Below are 16,857 nucleotides of genomic sequence, written 5' to 3' on the forward strand. Positions count from 1 at the left end.
ATGAATCAAAATCAAATATCAGATTTAAAATTACAAAGTATCAAGAAAAAAAGAATTAAGAAAAAAGGAAAAAAACGTCTTAGTCGGTCTTGGCAAGGGGATTTGATGCTTAGTATCCTACTGATTGGATTTGGTCTGTTTAGTGCGTATCCGCTTGTCTTTACGATTGCTAATGCTTTTAAACCACTGGATGAAATTTTCTTATTTCCACCCAAATTGTTTCCAAGAAACTTTACACTTGGTAACTTTACATCGTTATTTAACTTAATTGGTAACACTCGAATTCCGATTTCTAGGTATTTTTATAACACGCTTGTCATTACTTTGGTTGGGGTTTCGGGTCACGTATTTTTAGCGGCACTTGCGGCTTATCCACTAGCGAAACAAAAGTTTCCGGGTAAAGCCTTAATCAATCAATTAATTGTTTACTCACTGATGTTTTCGACATTAGTAACAGCGGTACCTAACTACTTAGTTATTTCATGGTTAGGACTAATCGATACACATTTAGCTATTATCATTCCTTCGTGGGGATTTACCTTAGGGTTGTTTTTAATGAAACAATTTATGGTAACTATTCCAACCGAGTTGTTAGAAGCTGCGAAGATGGATGGTGCAGGCGAATATAAAGTCTTCTTTATCGTAGTGATGCCACTTGTGAAACCTGCGTGGTTGACCGTGATTATCTTGTTGTTCCAACAACTGTGGTCTACCGATGGTGGGGCTTATATTTTCACAGAAAACCTTAAACCACTGTCATTCGCATTACAACAAATTGTTGCCGGTGGGATTGCACGAACAGGTGCTTCAGCAGCGGTAGCGTTATTAATGTTAGTTGTACCAATTACGGTATTTATTATTAGCCAATCACGTATCATTGATACGATGGCACACTCAGGGATTAAGTAGGTGAATGTATGAAGAAAACGTTAATATTTGTACTGACACTAACAGTAGTACTGGCCTCACAATTAAATTTAAAAGCTGCGTATAATTACGCTTACTGGGATCAAATCGCATCAGCAGAATCGATGCATTTACTAAGAAACGTGGATAACTCAAATATTGTTGATACTAACGGTCTTAGAAATCCAATTACACTTGGTGATTTAAGAGACGTGTTTGTTTATGAGAATAAGCTATATGTGTCAGATGCGACCTCTAATCAAATTCACATATTCAATAATGCATTTGAGTACGAGTCTTCACTACCTGAGGCTACAGACGAATTAGGTCAGTTGAATTCACCTCAAGGTATTTATGTATTTAAAGATCAATTATATGTGTCTGACTACAACAACAACCGTATTGCTATTTTTTCACTGATAACTAAAAGACTCATTCAAGAAGTGAAAAATCCAAATGACGTGATTTTTGATAACTTAGAGTTTAAACCACTTAGAGTAGCAGTTGACCGAACAGGTCGTATGAACGTCATTGCGTATAACGTGTTTGAAGGGGTAATGGAATTTGATCAAGAAGGTAATTTTAATCGTTACTTCGGAACAAATACCATCAGATTATCGGTTTTAGATGCGTTAATATACCGTTTTTCGACCAAAGAACAAAGAGATAAAATGGCACTTAAATTACAGTCGTCATTTACTTCGCTCGATATTGATTCTGATGGTTATATTTATACGGCTTCAAAAGCTGAATTTTGGCAACCGGTTAAAAAATTAAATTTCAAAGGTAGAGACGTCCTAGAAACGAAAGGGTATGTTGGTGTGGTTGGCGATGCCAAAACACAAGATACAGACACAAGAACGACGCAAGGGCCATCTCAAATCATTGATGTGACGGTTCATAGTTCTAAAGAACGCTTTAGCATTTTAGATCAAAACCGTGGCCGTATATTTACTTATGATAAAGAGGGTAATTTATTATACATTTCTGCAAACAAAGGCAGTTTACAAAATGAATTGTCTGGTCCGACATCGATTGCTTATTTTGATGAATTAATTATTGTTACAGATAACATATCAAAAAGCATCAAAATATTTGAACCAGTGATGTTTGCTTCCTTAGTCAATGAAGCGGTATCAAGTTATCATGACATGGATTATGATAAAGCCAAAGAAACATGGCAAGAGGTTTTAAAGCTAAATTCAAACTATTTCTTAGCCTATGCAGGTATTGGAAGAGCAGAACTTAGAGAGGGTAACTATAAAGAGGCAATGAAAAACCTTGAACTCGGTTATGATTACTACAACTACTCTAAAGCGTATGAGCAGCACCGAAACAATAACTTAGCGATCTATTTACCTTATGTTTTAGTGGGTGGATTTGTGTTATTCTCAGTTGGAATTGTGCGTTCGGTCAAACAAGCAGTTAAGCGTGAAGGAGATGAATAAAATGTTTAAGCAAATTCAATCTAAATTACGTAACTATGATTATGGCCAAGGCTTTAAGAATGTGCTAGAAGACTTCTTTAAGTTTCCACTTTATATACTCACGCATCCTTTTAAGGGATACGAGGACTTTAAGTATGAGAAAAAAGGAAAATACCACGTTGCGGTTATCTACATTCTCTTACTTGTTATAACAAATGCTTTAAAAGTAACCGGGTCAGGGTTTTTAGTAAGTGAACCGTTTGTTGGTGATTTCTCAATCGTCAAGACGTTTTTCTTAGTAGCCACACCCATTGTCTTACTCACAATAGGCAACTGGAGTATTACCTCATTATTTGATGGTAAAGGCAACATGGGAGAAATTTTCAAAGTGCTCTCATATGCCATTATTCCATTGGTATGGTTAGGGATTCCAATGACCATTGTCTCAAATTTCCTGATTCAAGAAGAACTTGCGATTTATATAGCAATTGGGGGATTATCGGTATTTCTTACTGGTTATCTTGGATTATTTGGTTTGTTAGTCGTTCACGAATACGGTTTATTAAAAACACTAGTTACGATACTTGTTTCGTTAATTGCAGTTGCCGTAATTATCTTTATCGGTTTACTCATTTTAACGTTATTTCAACAATTGTCAGGATTCATCAGTCAAGTTTACGATGAATTCATAATAAGAAATTCTTAGGAGGGTTTATGAAAGCTAAAATAATTAAATACGGTGTAGCCCTTCTAATAATTCTTGGTTTGTCGTTGTTTGTATTAACCCAAGTGTTAGGACAAAAAACGGTTTATAAACCAAGACCTGCTTACGACAAGACAGGGTTTATAGAAAATGAGAATTATTCAGAGGATGAAATCACTCTAGAAAACACAAGATTTAAATTGACACTACAAACAGAAGATACAAATTTTGAACTGCTTGATAAAGTGACAAATCAGATTTGGTATTCGACACCCAAACACGATACACTAATCATTCCAGCAGACGCAAGAGAACTTTTCGTCTTATATTATGAAAGAAAAATAGAAGCATCCAAAATGGTAAGTATCAATGATGAATCAATCAAATACAAAAACTATCAGTTTCGAGTTAAAGATAACCAACTTGAAGTGCTCTATGAAGTCGGTGGAAAGCATAACTTAATGATGAGTGATTTACCTAGACAAATAGGTAAAGAAACATTTGAGCGTTTGATTTTAGAACCACTTGAAGAAAAAGGTCAAACAGATTCAACCATCAGACGTCAACTAGGCTTTTTAAAAGCACAGTTTAATTACGTCGAAAATGATAAGCGTTATTATTTAAAAGAATTAACGAGTCAGGATTCAATTGATATCGTTTATAATTTAATATTTAATGAATCGCTTTATACGTATGATCAATACATTGAGGATTCTATTACTTATGGGTTTGAAACATCTAAACAATTGCCATACTTTGAATTTTCAGTCACGTATCAATTGACTTCAAAAGGCTTAGAGGTACGCTTGAACAATGATTCAATCGTTGAAAGTGAAGATTTCCCGATTGCATACATTGACCTACTCCCATTTTTTGGTTCTGGTAACTTAAACGATGAGGGATTTACAGTGCTTCCGGATGGCTCTGGTGTTTATATCGATCACAATAATCAAAAATACAACACCGTCGGTTATGAAAAACGAATTTACGGCTCAGATATGAGTGTGGGCACCGCACATCAAATCAAACCCTCTAGTGGCGAACGTTTATCGTTTGCGATGTATGGGTATGCAAAAAATGATTATGGTTTTATCAACGTCATTAAAGAAGGCGATCATATGACCACATTAAAGGCTGGCTTTCTAACCGAGTCATCTAGTGGCGTCTATGTGCATAAAATACCTTACGCAAACTATCGCTATTTTATTAGAGAAAGAGATGCGTTTATTTTCCAATCATCAACGTCGTCGCAAAGAGTCACTTCATGGAGTATCGACTACAATAAAGACGATTTTGTCTTTGAATATCAGTTCATCGAAGAAAGCAATCTAACGTATTACGACATGGTCAATGCTTACCAAACGCATTTAGTTGACTTATATCAATTAGAAGAAATCACCAAACAAAAACAACTTCATGTGACCTTGCTTGGCGGTTACCTAGAGAAAAAATATTTCTTAGGGTTTCCTTATACGAGTGTTGAGGCATTAACCTCAACAAAAGGTGTTAGACAAATTAAAGATGATCTAATCGATTTAGGCATCGACCAATTTGATATGACTTACCAGGGTTTTTCTAACAATGGGGTCAAACCAAGTGCGTACTTAGAAACTGATTACAATAAGAACATCACATCAAGAAAAGCACTAGAAAAATTGGTTAAAGATTTAAACAAAGAAGAGATTGATCTATTCTTAGAATTTTCAACCACATTTGCTTATACGGATCAGCATATAAATGTGAAAAAGGACGTCACGGAAAATATTTTCCATAAACCCGTGTATCGTTATCCATACGATGAAGCAACGCTACTTGCGGATAAATCAAAAACCATCAGTTATGTGTTAAACACAAGTGCTCAAAACAGGGTATTTTCTAACGTCATTAAAACGTCAAATCGTCTTGGTGCTACCCACATTTCATTAACGGACTTTGGTCAATCATTCGCATCGAATTTAAATAAAAAAGAAACGATGTTCCGTAATGAAATTGCGGCAAACCAAATGAGCATGATGAATCGTCTAGAAGATAAGAGTGTACAGCTTAGAAATCCAAACCAATATTTAATTGGACAAGCAAGTCAAATTCTTGATTTATCATTGAAGGGGACAATGCACCCAATCGTTGATTTTGATATTCCATTCATACCACTGGTTTTAAATGGCTATATGGATTTTGCAGGTAATTCAGTCAATATGGATGATTCAAAGAGTATTCATTGGCATTTATTAAAAGCGATTGAAACTGGCGCAAGCCTTCAATTTAGCTTTACAGCAGAAGAAACAACGAAGTTAGTCAAGACTGAATATAATTATTTGATTTCGACATACTATAAGTATTGGTTAGAAGATTTAAACACAATGATGACTACCCTAGATGACTTAAATATTTTAAATCAAAAAGTCATCAATCACCAAGTATTAAACCCTCAAGGTTCAATCGTTGAGGTGACTTATCGAGATGGTAAAACCATTCGTATTAATTATGAAACAGAAAGTTATGTGGTGATGCCATGAAAAATAAAATAATTTCTTATGTCGATCCAAGCAAACTTGAAGTCCACAGAATAAAAACGGAAAATGCAATTGAACGTCTACAAGAAAAACAAACAAAGAATCAACAAAAGATTGATGATTTAATGTCTGAAAACAAAAATAAAAACATCAAAAAAATTGTTAAGCTTGCAGATAAAAATCAAAAGATCAAAGTACAACTAACAAGAATGGATGAACGTTTAGTCCAAATTAATGAAGGTAAACTTGAAAAAGTTGGTCTTTATCGTCAGTTTAAAGAATGGTTTTCAAGAATTCCATACCAAAATCAAAAGGTCATTTGGGGCGTTTTATTTACAACCCCTTGGCTGATTGGGATGATACTATTTTTCTTGCCATCGTTTTTTAAATCGATTTGGTGGAGCTTTAATAATGTGATGCCTTCAAACGACGGTTTAGTCATATCGTTTGTTGGATTGGATAACTACATTGAGTTGTTTTCTAGATACGTTGTTGATGGAAATACGGTGTTCAACGTTGAGTTGTACATGTTTGTTCAAAATCTAGCGATTGATTTACCAATCATCTTGATATTCTCGATTTTGATTGCCGTTTTCTTAAATAAACCATTTAAGGGACAAACCATCATCAAAGCAATTTTCTTTATACCAGTCATTTATAATTTTACGTTAATTTCAGACACATTATCTAAAGGCTTTGGTCAATACATTGATTCCTCAACAGGGGCAGATCAAATGTTTGTTGAGCAGTTGTCCATGTTCTTCTTAGAAATTGGACTTGGAAAGAGTTTTATGGAAATCGTCTTACAAGCGGTTGATCGAATTTTTATGATTGTGAACTTATCAGGCATACAAATTTTAATCTTTATCGCAGCGATTCAAGCAATTCCAAATCAACTCTATGAAGCAGCTAAAATGGAAGGCGCCTCAAAATACGTAATGTTTTGGAAGATTACAATTGCGATGATAACACCACTGATATTAACTGCAGCAATTTATACAGTTGTTGATTCATTTACAAGAGCACCGATTTACCGGTTCTTAGATTTTGCGATGACACAAAACCGTTATGGGTTAGCTGCGGGTATCTCGGTCAGTTACTTCATCATCAACATCGGGATTATCGCATTTGTATTTATGCTAATGAAAGGAAGGGTGTTCTATTATGATGACAGAAAATAAAACCCACTTTCTAAATCGTCAATTTGATAAGTTAAAGAACGAATCAAAAAAAGTATACGATAAACGATTAAAAACTGCTTATAAAAGAAAGATGACGTTTGAGTTACTGCTTGAAAAGGCGGCAATCCTGTTAAAGTATTTTCTACTATATGGTTTAGCATTTATCATTATTTACCCGTTAATTCAACAAATATCGATTGCACTTAGAGCGCCAGAGGATATCAATAACCCACTGGTCTTGTGGATTCCTGAAACGTTCTCACTCATGAACTTTAAGATATCGGTAATAGTTCTAGATTACTTTACCGCCCTTAAGAATTCATTGATGCTTAGTGGTATTGTAACAATACTTCAGGTATTAACGACCGCACTTGCTGGCTATGCGTTTGCAAGATTGAAGTTCAAAGGACAAAATGTGCTGTTTGTGATTGTTCTTGCAACCATCATTGTGGCACCATCAACCATTGAATTACCACTAAAATTAACCTTAATGGATTTTCTAGGTACCGGTAAATCGTTACTTGGAACGCCTTTGGTCTTGTATTTATTTGCAGCCACCGGCATGGGGATTAAGTCAGGTATTTTCATTTACCTATTCAGACAATTCTTTAGAGGGATTCCTGAAGAGCTAGAAGAAGCGGCACACGTCGATGGGGCAAACCCAATCCAAGTGTTCTTCAAAGTCATGTTACCAAACGCCAGAGGTGCGATGGTACTTGCCGGTATTTTAACCTTTGTGTGGCAGTGGAACGATTCTTATTTCACGGCGAACTTTGTTTCAAAGGTCAATAGTGATTTCTCGACCTTAACAACCAAAATGATGTCGATTAGAAATGCAATTCAAGGCGCAATTCAACAAGCCGGTGTGTGGCAATTATTTGACCAAGACGTGACTCAAAACCCACTGTTTACTTCAATGGTGTTAAATACGTCTGCGATGTTAGCAATGATTCCATTACTCATATTTTATCTTGCAGTTCAAAAGATTCTATTTACAGAAGGTATTGAAAGAAGTGGCCTTGTAGGCTAATAAAAATAAAAGGGAGAATAAAAAAAATGAAAAAAGTATTTAGTGTTGTAACACTCGTTTTACTTTTGGTTCTCATGGTTGGCTGTGGTGGTGGAAATTCACCTAAACCAAATCCAAACCCAGACCCAAATCCAAACCCAGATCCAGTTGAAAAAGAATACGATTTGGGTGGGATTGATTTTGTCATCATGTGTGATAATGCACAAAAATGTGATCCAAGATCATCTACTTACGAACGTCTTTTCAAACAAGAAAAGGTCAATAAAATTACAGACGTTGAAGCTAAATACAACGTCAAAGTCGTCTTTAAGAACTACCCAACCAACGCTTCATGGGGTGGCGCTAGAGAACGTTACATCATTGAGGAGTCAACGTTAAAGACTCAATCGGTGCACGTGTATGAAATCATTTCAACTTCGATCGGTAATCTAGCTGAACAAGGTGCGATTGTTTCACTTGATGACTACATGGATGCTTTTGGTAGTGAATTGTTTTTCCCTGAGAAAAAAGCATTCGGCTTAGTCAAAGGAAAACATTATGGGTATGATGATCAATACCCAATTGCAGACAAAGGTCTTTATTTCAACGTTGATTTATTAGGCAGAGTCTTAGGTGAAACACGTAAAAACGAGCCAATCGACTTATGGAATAAAGGCGAATGGACTTGGGAAAAGTTTGAAGCGTTAGCAGAAGAACTTAATGGTAAATTAGATCACACAAGAACCGATGAAAACGGTGGTGCTCAATACGTGTTTGGTGGCAGAACTTATAACTGGGCATACGGGTTTATCGGGGCAAATGGTGGTAGACTTGTTGATGAAGATTTTAATACTTATTTAACAAGCAAACCAGTCCTAGATACACTTGAGTTTTTAAATGGCATGTACCAACAACCAGGTATGTGGATTGACGATGCGGATTTATCGAACACATCACAACCACAATTTACCGCTGGTAACGTGGCATTCCAAGATGGCGAATCATGGCACATCAGTGCATCAAACAAATGGGGCAGTGCAAACTTTGATATTAACTATGTACCATTCCCAGTTGGACCAGAAATCTTAGAAGATATGTCAAATTATCGCTTGCTTACGGTCGGTGGTAAATCAACTCATGTCATTTCATCGTCATTTTCAAAAGCGAATATTCCTGCTGGATATGAGGACTTAATGATCCATGATGAAATTATCTTTAAAATCTGGGCAGATATGCAATATTTCCCTGAAACAATTGAAGCAATTCAAGATGATTTTTATAACACAAGATTACTTGCTAACTATGCAAGTGAAGATTCACGCCTTGTGCATTTGGATTTAATCAATACGACGTTTCCGGATAACTTTTATAGTGTGATGGAATCACAAAATCAAAATGATACGTCTTATATGATTATGATTCAACAATCGGTTCGTGATGGCGACATTAGAAACGTCATGACGTCGACGGAATCTAGCTTACGAGCAACCCTAATTGAAAAATTCAATTTAGGTGAAAATTACTACAACTAACAACAAAGGAAGGTGCGTCACATTTGTGACGCCTACCTCCGTGTTTAAATAAAGAGGTCAATATGAAAAAAATAGTTTTTATGGGTGATTCAATCACGGCTGGTTTTAAACAATTAAATCAATACCCAAACGTGATCAATATCGGGGTTGGCGGTTATAAAACAACCGAACTCATCCCACTCGTTAAAGAGTTAAGATTACATCAACCTGAGGTTGTCTTTCTAATGATAGGCATCAATGATTTCCTTTGTAACTTGCGTTATTTTCCTCACGGGTATACAATCCCATTTCACAAGACGTATGACGCCTTAGTTGAAATGATTAGTGTTAACTTACCAAGAACAAAAGTGTATTTGACATCGATTTTACCGATGAATGGAAGACCAGAGGGCCTTTTAGTCAAAGAAAATGTCAAAACGTATAATAAAGAAATTGAAATCATTAACAAGTTCATCAAAGACAAATCGAAAACCTACAAAGCCACCTATCTTGATTTATATAACGTCGTTCTTAAGGATGGTTTGTTAAATGAAGATTACACCATTGACGGTATTCATTTGAGTGAACAGGGTTATGAGGTTTACTTAAACTTTTTAAAAGAATCGACTGAAGGCTTATTTATTTAAAGACGAAGGTATAACAAAGGAGAGAAAAAATATGAAAAAAATAATGACATTGGGCATCATTGTGTTCTTGTTGATGGCAATTGTAGGCTGCCAAAGCGATGGTCCTCAAGTTGACCCTAAGCCACAACCAGACCCGGATGAAGAAAAGTATTTAAACGATCAGATTTCACCCTTGTTGTCTTTTGCTGATGCCTCAAAACAAAGTGTATCAATCAAGCAAAACAGCGAGTATGACATTTATCAAGGCCTCAAAGCACTTGATAATTTAGAAGGCGATATTACAAGTAAAATTGAAGCCGATTTAGGGGACTTTGATTTATCAGTCCCAGGGACGTACGAACTTGTATTTTATGTGTTAGACCGTGCTGGTAATGTTTCTAATCAGTTAATTAAATACATCACAGTCTTAGAAACGTATGACGTTTTAGCGTCTTACCCAATCTATCAAAACACCATTTCTAATGAAGCACAACTACCAACGGCACCTAATTGTTTTCAAGGTGCTTACTACCATAAAGTATTTTCATCAAAGGATTATTGGTTAGGTTTAGAAGCAGAAGTCACGCTACCAATGCCAGACATTAACCGCTATGAAATGACTTATAACGATTCATTAAATATTGATCCAAACGCAAGAAATTTAGATAACCCATCACTTTACATGGGTGGGAATGCTTACGCCGAAAGTGACGTGGGCTTATCACTAAAGAATGCACTCGTTAAAAACAGTGCGGGTTCTACGGGGATTTCGGTTGGCTCTTACGCATTTAGACCATTTTGGCGTTACATTACCTCATACGATTACGACGCTGGTAGCTACGACAGAGCCAATGGCCGTTATTACGCCGTCAGCTGTAATGGGTCAGGTACGTCAAAAAACTGTAGTGGTAACTGGGATTTTAATGATACTCAATATTATTACTTACCAGGCGATCAACTAAGAATGATTGTTTACTCACCAAAACCAGGGTACTTACAACTTCAAATTGAAGTAATTGCCGCATCGACGCTACCTTATTCGGTGGGCGTTCGCACATTCAATGACTGGAAAGCACCAGAAGATTTTATCTCACCAGTATTTCCTAGTTCAGGGCATGGCTCAATGAAAGCTGAATTCAAACGCGTGAATGCGATTGACCAAGTAGCAAATGAAGGTAAACCAGTCAAAGAAACCACAACGACCGTAGGTGAAGCGATTTGGCATAACACTTATCTACACCGAAACATCGATGGTATCTTATACCGTGTGCCTTTTAATGATACACGTACTGCGGTGATGAGCTGTCCGGTAGCTTCATACTTTACAACGACTGGGATTGATGATGTTACTGGTGGAGAGACCGTGGCGATTCACCCATTTAAAACATCACTTGCGATGACAATTGATCAATTATCAACAATGAATTCACGTGCGTTAAACACGCATAAGAAAGAAGAATAGAGGAATATTATGAAAAAAATAGCGGTACTACCTCTGGATGAGAGACCTTGTAATTACACGTTTAATCAATTACTCGTTAAAGGAATGCCCTATCAAATCTTTGTACCTGAGTTAACCATTTTAGGGGATAAGAAAAAAAAGGGAAATCTACCTGAAATATCAAAATGGTTATATGAGATATCTAAGGATGTCGATGGCATGGTAATTGCCGTTGATACCTTGGTTTATGGTGGTATCGTACCATCTAGATTACACCATGACGAAACTGCTGTATTACTAGATCGTCTAAATGTATTAAGAAAAATCAAAGAGTCAAACCCTTCTTTAAAACTATATGCTTATAGCTTAATCATGAGAAATCCGAAGTACTCTTCAAGTGAAGAAGAACCAGATTACTATGAAACGTGTGGTAGAGAAATACACTTGTATGGTGTCTACGATCATAAGAGTGAATTGGGTATTCTAACCGAAGAAGAAAAAATGCATTTTGAAGAAATTAAAAAGACCATCGATCAAGCTTCACTGACAGATTACCTAGAAAGACGAGAAAAGAATATTGTCGTTAATTTAGCTTTTCTAGACCTAGTCAAAGAAGGTATCATTGAGTTTGGTATTGTCCCACAAGACGATTCAAGCCCATATGGTTTAACCGCGACGGATCAAATCAAAGTTAGAAAGAAAATCAAAGACAATAACATTGAACTTGATTGCTATATGTACCCAGGGGCAGATGAAGTGACCAACACGCTTTTAGCACGTATGATTAATCAATACGAAGGTAAGAAGCCTTTAATCTACTTAGCCTACGCATCAATCACAGGTGGTATGCAAATTCCACTTTACGAAGATCGTCTATTAAATGAAACCATTAAGTATCAAGTGCTTGCAGCTGGTGGGATGATTGTCAGTAGTTTAAAAGACAGTGATTTGGTCTTGTTAGTCAATGTGCCAGCCTCTCATATGAGAGAAACCAATCACCAACACGTTGCTTCGCTTGAATACGACGCATTTAGAAATCTAATTGAGTACGTGGAACAAGCAAATTATGCGATCGAACTTGGAAAAAAAGTGATTATCGCTGACGTTGCTTACGCCAATGGTGGGGATTTAAACTTATTAAAATTATTAAGACAAAAAGATTTATTGATGAAAATATCGGCTTATGCTGGGTGGAATACTTCTTCGAATACGCTAGGTACCTGCATACCACAAGGTATGTTTGACTACCTTTACCCAAACCGTAAAGAGAACCTTGATTTCTTAGGTCTAAGATACGTTGAAGACTTTGGGTATTGTAGTGTGGTTCGTTCAAAAGTAAGTCAAACGTTAAGTTTACCTAACCACTACTTTTTACTTGATGGTAAAAAAGGAAATGTGGTAAATCAAATTAAAGAAGAACTACAAACGTTTATCAATGACCAATTAAATGGCCGTTATACCATTACAATTAATGACATATACTCCCCTTGGAATCGTATGTTTGAAACCGGATTGGATGTTACAGTCAATGAAAATAAGTGAAGAGATTCTTGATGGTGTTCCACTAACTACTTACGAGGTAGAAGATGGTAAAGTTAAACCATTAATCTACTTCTTTCATGGGTTTAGTGGTAATAAAGATCAAAACATCATGGGCAGAGGTGAAATTCTTGCAAACCTTGGTTTCTATGTGGTTGCGATCGATTCCTACATGCATGGGTTACGCATGCCTGAATTAGAAAAAAACCGTTCGAACATCAGCCGCTATGAAGACATCATCGAAATTGTGATGCATACAGCTAAAGATGCAAAACGTCTATTTGCGAAGTATTTTCAGAATAGACCACAAGTACATAAAGACAATTATCATTTGTATGGCGTGTCGATGGGCAGCCTAACAGCGTTTTATCTTTCAACCATCGATGAAAAAGTAAAAACCATTGTTGGTTTAGTACCAACCCCATCGTTTGTTGAGTATTACAAAGATAAAGCGACATTATATGGCTTTAATCAAGGCTTTTTCTACGATAGAAAAATTGCTTATTATCAGGCGCACGACCCACTAACAAATTATCAATTACTCAAAGATAAAAATATCTTTATGGGGTGTGGGACAAAAGATGAGATTGTTAAACCAATCTTTGCAGAACGTTTAAAGGAAGTACTACCTGAGTTCACATTAAAGTATTACGATACAGGTCACGTTTCAACGAAAGAGATGTTAGAAGACAGTTACGAATTTCTAAAAAACGAGGTATTCTAGATGGCGATATTGGTAAGAAAATTTCAGATTGATGGTATTCCACTATCGATCTATGAAACTGAAGATTTAAACGATAAACCAGTTATTTTTTCATTTCATGGATTTACAGGCTATAAAGATGGGGATTATTTTAAACGTGAAGATTATTTAGCAAGATTAGGTTTTATTGTTGTTGGGATTGATACAATCCTCCATGGCGAAAGACGTATTGATGTTTATGAGAAAAAACCAGCGTCTGAAAAAATGAAAGATATCAATCAAATGATCATTCAAAGTGCAGAAGATGCGGTGCAACTCTACGAAAAATACATTAAGTACATGCCACGAGTCATTGAAAATGAAGTTTATGCCATTGGTGTTTCGATGGGTGGAGCAATTAGTACGTACTTATCGACCATTTACCCATTGAAAAAGGCAGTCTCATTTGTCGGTTCACCATCGATGGTCGAGTTTTATAAATTTAAGAAAGAAAAGTATCAATGGATTGAAGACGAGTACTACTTGGCAAATTTAGCGTATTTAAGCGATTTTTGCCCAGTAGAGCATCAAGACAAAATCCAATGCCCTCTTTTCTTAACTGGTGGTCTTCAAGATGAAACCATACCTTATCGGTTTCCATTAATGCTAAAAGATCACCCATTAGCAACCGTTAAATTATATGATACACCACACATGCCCAATCAACAACAGTTTGATGATGCGTATGAATTTCTACTAAAAAAGGACTGATGACATGAAAAAAAGATATCAAGCGGTAGTCGTGGGTGGCTCGCTCGGTGGTATTATGGCCGCTTACGCGCTTTCCAATCAAGGCATAAAAACAGCCTTAGTTGAACAATACGCATGGATTGGTGGACAATTAACCAGTCAAGGCGTACCAAGTGATGAACATGATTTTATCGAATTCACTGGTGCAACTAAAACGTATCGTGCGTTTAGAGAACAAATAAGAAGTTATTACCGAAAACACCCAGACATCATCGACGAATTAAAGACCAAAGAAGTCTTTAATCCTGGCAATGGATGGGTATCAAAGAACTCAAGTGATCCACGTATTTCATTAAAATATTTAAACGAATTACTAGATCCGTTTGTTCAAAGTGGCATTCTAGATATTTATTTGAATACCACACTTGTTGGATCGGATTATCAAGACGAACAAATTTACAACGTATTTTTACGAAATAGTAAAGGTGAACATATTTTTGAAGCTAATTATTTCTTAGATGCAACCGATACTGGGGAATTATTACCGCTATCGGGGACAAATTACGTTACAGGCGCTGAATCTTTTGAAGAGACTCAGGAACCACACGCACCAATGCAAAAAGACCCATATGACATGCAACCAATTACTTGGATTGCAGCCATCGGCTTTGATCCTAATAATAAAGAAATCATTGAAAAACCAGTGCTATATGATGAGTTTAAAGCTTATCAAATGCCTTTTAAAGAATCGGTGTTATCTTGGTATGCAGCTGGGCTTGAACAAGGCTCAAAACGTGAATTTTCAATGTTTGCAAAAGCACCATACGAACACACACCAGCAATGTTTACTTACAGACAAGTGATTGAAAAGAATCATTTTAAACAAGGGGTAGATTGTTCGGTAACGTTAATCAACTGGCCGCAAAATGACTATTTCTTTGGTAATATTTTTGAAGACGTTAACGCAGAATATCACCAATTTAAAGCCAAACAACTGACGTTATCTTTGATCTACTGGCTACAAACAGAGGCTAGAAGAGACGATGGAAAAGGTGTTGGTTATAAAGAAATCAAGCTAATGCCTGAGGTTCTAGGCACAAAAGATGGTTTAGCAATGGCGCCATACATCAGAGAATCTAGACGTATCAAAGCGTTATACACCATCCGTGAACAAGACATCAACAAACGTTTTGCTAAAAAAGCACCAGATTTTAGAGATACCATTGGGATTGGTCATTACCACATTGACTTACACATGACCACCAAAACAAAGACGTATTTCTTTGATGAAACCTACCCGTTTCAAATTCCACTTGGGGCATTAATTCCAAACAACAAAGATAACTTAATCGCTTGTTGTAAGAATATTGGCACCACGCATGTGACCAATGGTTGTTATCGACTTCACCCAGTTGAATGGAATATTGGGGAAAGTGCAGGTTACTTAGTAGCTTATTGCATTAATAAAAAAGTAACACCAAAACAAGTACATGAAAACGATCAATTATTAAAAGAGTATCAAGCAATCTTAACTTCTAAAGGGGTAGAACTAAGATGGCCAGATTCCGTATTGGAGGGGATTTAAGTGAAAAAAGATTTAAATAAAGTAGTCATACCAACCTTAGATAGTCATTATGTCCCATTAGATGAATTTAATGACGTAGCTGTTTATCAAGGTCAATTTGAAGAAGAAAAAACACCAGCAGCACCAAAGTGTTTTCTAGGTGCGTGGTATCGAAAAGTATTTTCTTCTAAGGACTATTGGCTAGGAATCGAAGGTGTCATCCGTCTTGGCGAATTTATCCCAGACGACGAACGCTTTGGCAGTGATAACCGTACGTTTTGGAAGAGATATCTGGATTCACCATCTATTTATATGGGTGGTCATGCCTTGTCTGAATCCGATGCTGGACTAGGTTATATGAGTGGTTATGAAACCAATGATATGAGTGAATCATTAAACTATGGTTCTAAGAAAATCTGTTACCGGCCTTTTTATCGTTACATCTACAGCGATTGTATCGACAATGAAGGTAACGTTATAAGAAATAATGTAAACTCTTGGAACATTAGTGATCCAAAACGTCCTGAATATTATTATTTTCCTGGTGACTTGATTAAAATGAGTGTATATAGTCCAGTAGAAAATTACCTTCAACTAAAAATTGAGGTAATCGAACCAACGTCCATTGAACAATATAAGAAACAACGAGCAGTTTATGGTTTAAAAGACAACAAACCAAGTACGTATTATAGCCCTCTGTTTTATAGTGAAGGACATAATAAGGAAAAAGCGGAATTTAAACGAGTAAACTCAATTGATCAATACGGTAATGAAGGATCGAATGTTAAACCAACCAAAGCGAAAGTGACAGAAGCCGTTTGGCATGAAGTTTACTTGTACCGCCGAATTAATGGTGTTGTTATGAAAGTGCCATTTAATCAAGAAAGACAAGCCACAATGGCATGTCCAAATCCGGAATCATTTAGCATTACAATGACCAAAGAACAAGAAGCTTTAGGTGGTGAATCAATCACGATTCATCCAAAGCCAATCCTTTAGAAAGAA

At 36.3% G+C, this 16,857-nt stretch carries 14 protein-coding genes; all 14 read left to right on the forward strand.

What is annotated here, in order from left to right:
• Complete coding sequence (locus BN853_RS02125; protein WP_030004295.1) at nucleotides 1-909, forward strand: carbohydrate ABC transporter permease; 909 nt, start codon at nucleotides 1-3, stop codon at nucleotides 907-909.
• An 8-nt stretch (nucleotides 910-917) separates the two neighbouring features.
• Entirely contained in the window at nucleotides 918-2,354 is a 1,437-nt protein-coding gene (locus BN853_RS02130) for an NHL repeat-containing protein (RefSeq protein WP_030004296.1), read from the forward strand.
• Nucleotide 2,355: 1 nt separating this feature from the next.
• Nucleotides 2,356-3,039, forward strand: a complete 684-nt coding sequence (locus tag BN853_RS02135) for a Yip1 family protein (RefSeq protein WP_030004297.1) — start codon at nucleotides 2,356-2,358, stop codon at nucleotides 3,037-3,039.
• An 8-nt stretch (nucleotides 3,040-3,047) separates the two neighbouring features.
• Entirely contained in the window at nucleotides 3,048-5,552 is a 2,505-nt protein-coding gene (locus tag BN853_RS02140) for a DUF5696 domain-containing protein (RefSeq protein WP_030004298.1), read from the forward strand.
• Nucleotides 5,549-6,730, forward strand: a complete 1,182-nt coding sequence (locus BN853_RS02145; RefSeq protein ID WP_030004299.1) for a carbohydrate ABC transporter permease — start codon at nucleotides 5,549-5,551, stop codon at nucleotides 6,728-6,730. The genes BN853_RS02140 and BN853_RS02145 overlap by 4 nt, the downstream gene beginning before the upstream one ends.
• Nucleotides 6,714-7,760, forward strand: coding sequence for a carbohydrate ABC transporter permease (locus BN853_RS02150; protein ID WP_052591140.1), 1,047 nt, complete (start codon nucleotides 6,714-6,716; stop codon nucleotides 7,758-7,760). The genes BN853_RS02145 and BN853_RS02150 overlap by 17 nt, the downstream gene beginning before the upstream one ends.
• Nucleotides 7,761-7,786: 26 nt before the next feature.
• Nucleotides 7,787-9,271 (forward strand): ABC transporter substrate-binding protein, encoded by a 1,485-nt coding sequence (locus BN853_RS02155; RefSeq protein ID WP_030004301.1) that lies wholly within the window; start codon nucleotides 7,787-7,789, stop codon nucleotides 9,269-9,271.
• A gap of 62 nt (nucleotides 9,272-9,333) precedes the next feature.
• Nucleotides 9,334-9,897, forward strand: a complete 564-nt coding sequence (locus BN853_RS02160; protein WP_030004302.1) for an SGNH/GDSL hydrolase family protein — start codon at nucleotides 9,334-9,336, stop codon at nucleotides 9,895-9,897.
• Nucleotides 9,898-9,928: 31 nt separating this feature from the next.
• Nucleotides 9,929-11,338, forward strand: coding sequence for an immunoglobulin-like domain-containing protein (locus tag BN853_RS02165; RefSeq protein WP_030004303.1), 1,410 nt, complete (start codon nucleotides 9,929-9,931; stop codon nucleotides 11,336-11,338).
• 9 nt (nucleotides 11,339-11,347) lie between these two features.
• Nucleotides 11,348-12,859 (forward strand): DUF4127 family protein, encoded by a 1,512-nt coding sequence (locus tag BN853_RS02170; RefSeq protein WP_030004304.1) that lies wholly within the window; start codon nucleotides 11,348-11,350, stop codon nucleotides 12,857-12,859.
• Entirely contained in the window at nucleotides 12,846-13,580 is a 735-nt protein-coding gene (locus BN853_RS02175; RefSeq protein ID WP_030004305.1) for an alpha/beta hydrolase family protein, read from the forward strand. Before BN853_RS02170 ends, BN853_RS02175 begins: the two co-directional genes overlap by 14 nt.
• Nucleotides 13,581-14,309, forward strand: coding sequence for an alpha/beta hydrolase family protein (locus BN853_RS02180; protein ID WP_030004306.1), 729 nt, complete (start codon nucleotides 13,581-13,583; stop codon nucleotides 14,307-14,309).
• A gap of 4 nt (nucleotides 14,310-14,313) precedes the next feature.
• Nucleotides 14,314-15,873: an FAD-dependent oxidoreductase gene (locus BN853_RS02185; RefSeq protein WP_030004307.1), complete on the forward strand. Its 1,560-nt coding sequence runs from the start codon at nucleotides 14,314-14,316 to the stop codon at nucleotides 15,871-15,873.
• Nucleotides 15,874-16,851, forward strand: coding sequence for a hypothetical protein (locus tag BN853_RS02190; RefSeq protein ID WP_030004308.1), 978 nt, complete (start codon nucleotides 15,874-15,876; stop codon nucleotides 16,849-16,851).
• Nucleotides 16,852-16,857: the final 6 nt, after the last annotated feature.

The sequence above is a fragment of the Paracholeplasma brassicae genome, from assembly GCF_000967915.1.
In the GTDB taxonomy this organism is placed as follows: domain Bacteria; phylum Bacillota_I; class Bacilli_A; order Acholeplasmatales; family UBA5453; genus Paracholeplasma; species Paracholeplasma brassicae.

Bases quoted from the DNA above. Each gene is read 5' to 3' on its own strand.
- BN853_RS02145 (WP_030004299.1), top strand. From the start codon at position 5,549: ATGAAAAATAAAATAATTTCTTATGTCGATCCAAGCAAACTTGAAGTC.
- BN853_RS02150 (WP_052591140.1), top strand. From the start codon at position 6,714: ATGATGACAGAAAATAAAACCCACTTTCTAAATCGTCAATTTGATAAG.
- BN853_RS02185 (WP_030004307.1), top strand. From the start codon at position 14,314: ATGAAAAAAAGATATCAAGCGGTAGTCGTGGGTGGCTCGCTCGGTGGT.
- BN853_RS02175 (WP_030004305.1), top strand. From the start codon at position 12,846: ATGAAAATAAGTGAAGAGATTCTTGATGGTGTTCCACTAACTACTTAC.
- BN853_RS02170 (WP_030004304.1), top strand. From the start codon at position 11,348: ATGAAAAAAATAGCGGTACTACCTCTGGATGAGAGACCTTGTAATTAC.
- BN853_RS02165 (WP_030004303.1), top strand. From the start codon at position 9,929: ATGAAAAAAATAATGACATTGGGCATCATTGTGTTCTTGTTGATGGCA.
- BN853_RS02130 (WP_030004296.1), top strand. From the start codon at position 918: ATGAAGAAAACGTTAATATTTGTACTGACACTAACAGTAGTACTGGCC.
- BN853_RS02125 (WP_030004295.1), top strand. From the start codon at position 1: ATGAATCAAAATCAAATATCAGATTTAAAATTACAAAGTATCAAGAAA.
- BN853_RS02140 (WP_030004298.1), top strand. From the start codon at position 3,048: ATGAAAGCTAAAATAATTAAATACGGTGTAGCCCTTCTAATAATTCTT.
- BN853_RS02180 (WP_030004306.1), top strand. From the start codon at position 13,581: ATGGCGATATTGGTAAGAAAATTTCAGATTGATGGTATTCCACTATCG.
- BN853_RS02155 (WP_030004301.1), top strand. From the start codon at position 7,787: ATGAAAAAAGTATTTAGTGTTGTAACACTCGTTTTACTTTTGGTTCTC.
- BN853_RS02135 (WP_030004297.1), top strand. From the start codon at position 2,356: ATGTTTAAGCAAATTCAATCTAAATTACGTAACTATGATTATGGCCAA.
- BN853_RS02160 (WP_030004302.1), top strand. From the start codon at position 9,334: ATGAAAAAAATAGTTTTTATGGGTGATTCAATCACGGCTGGTTTTAAA.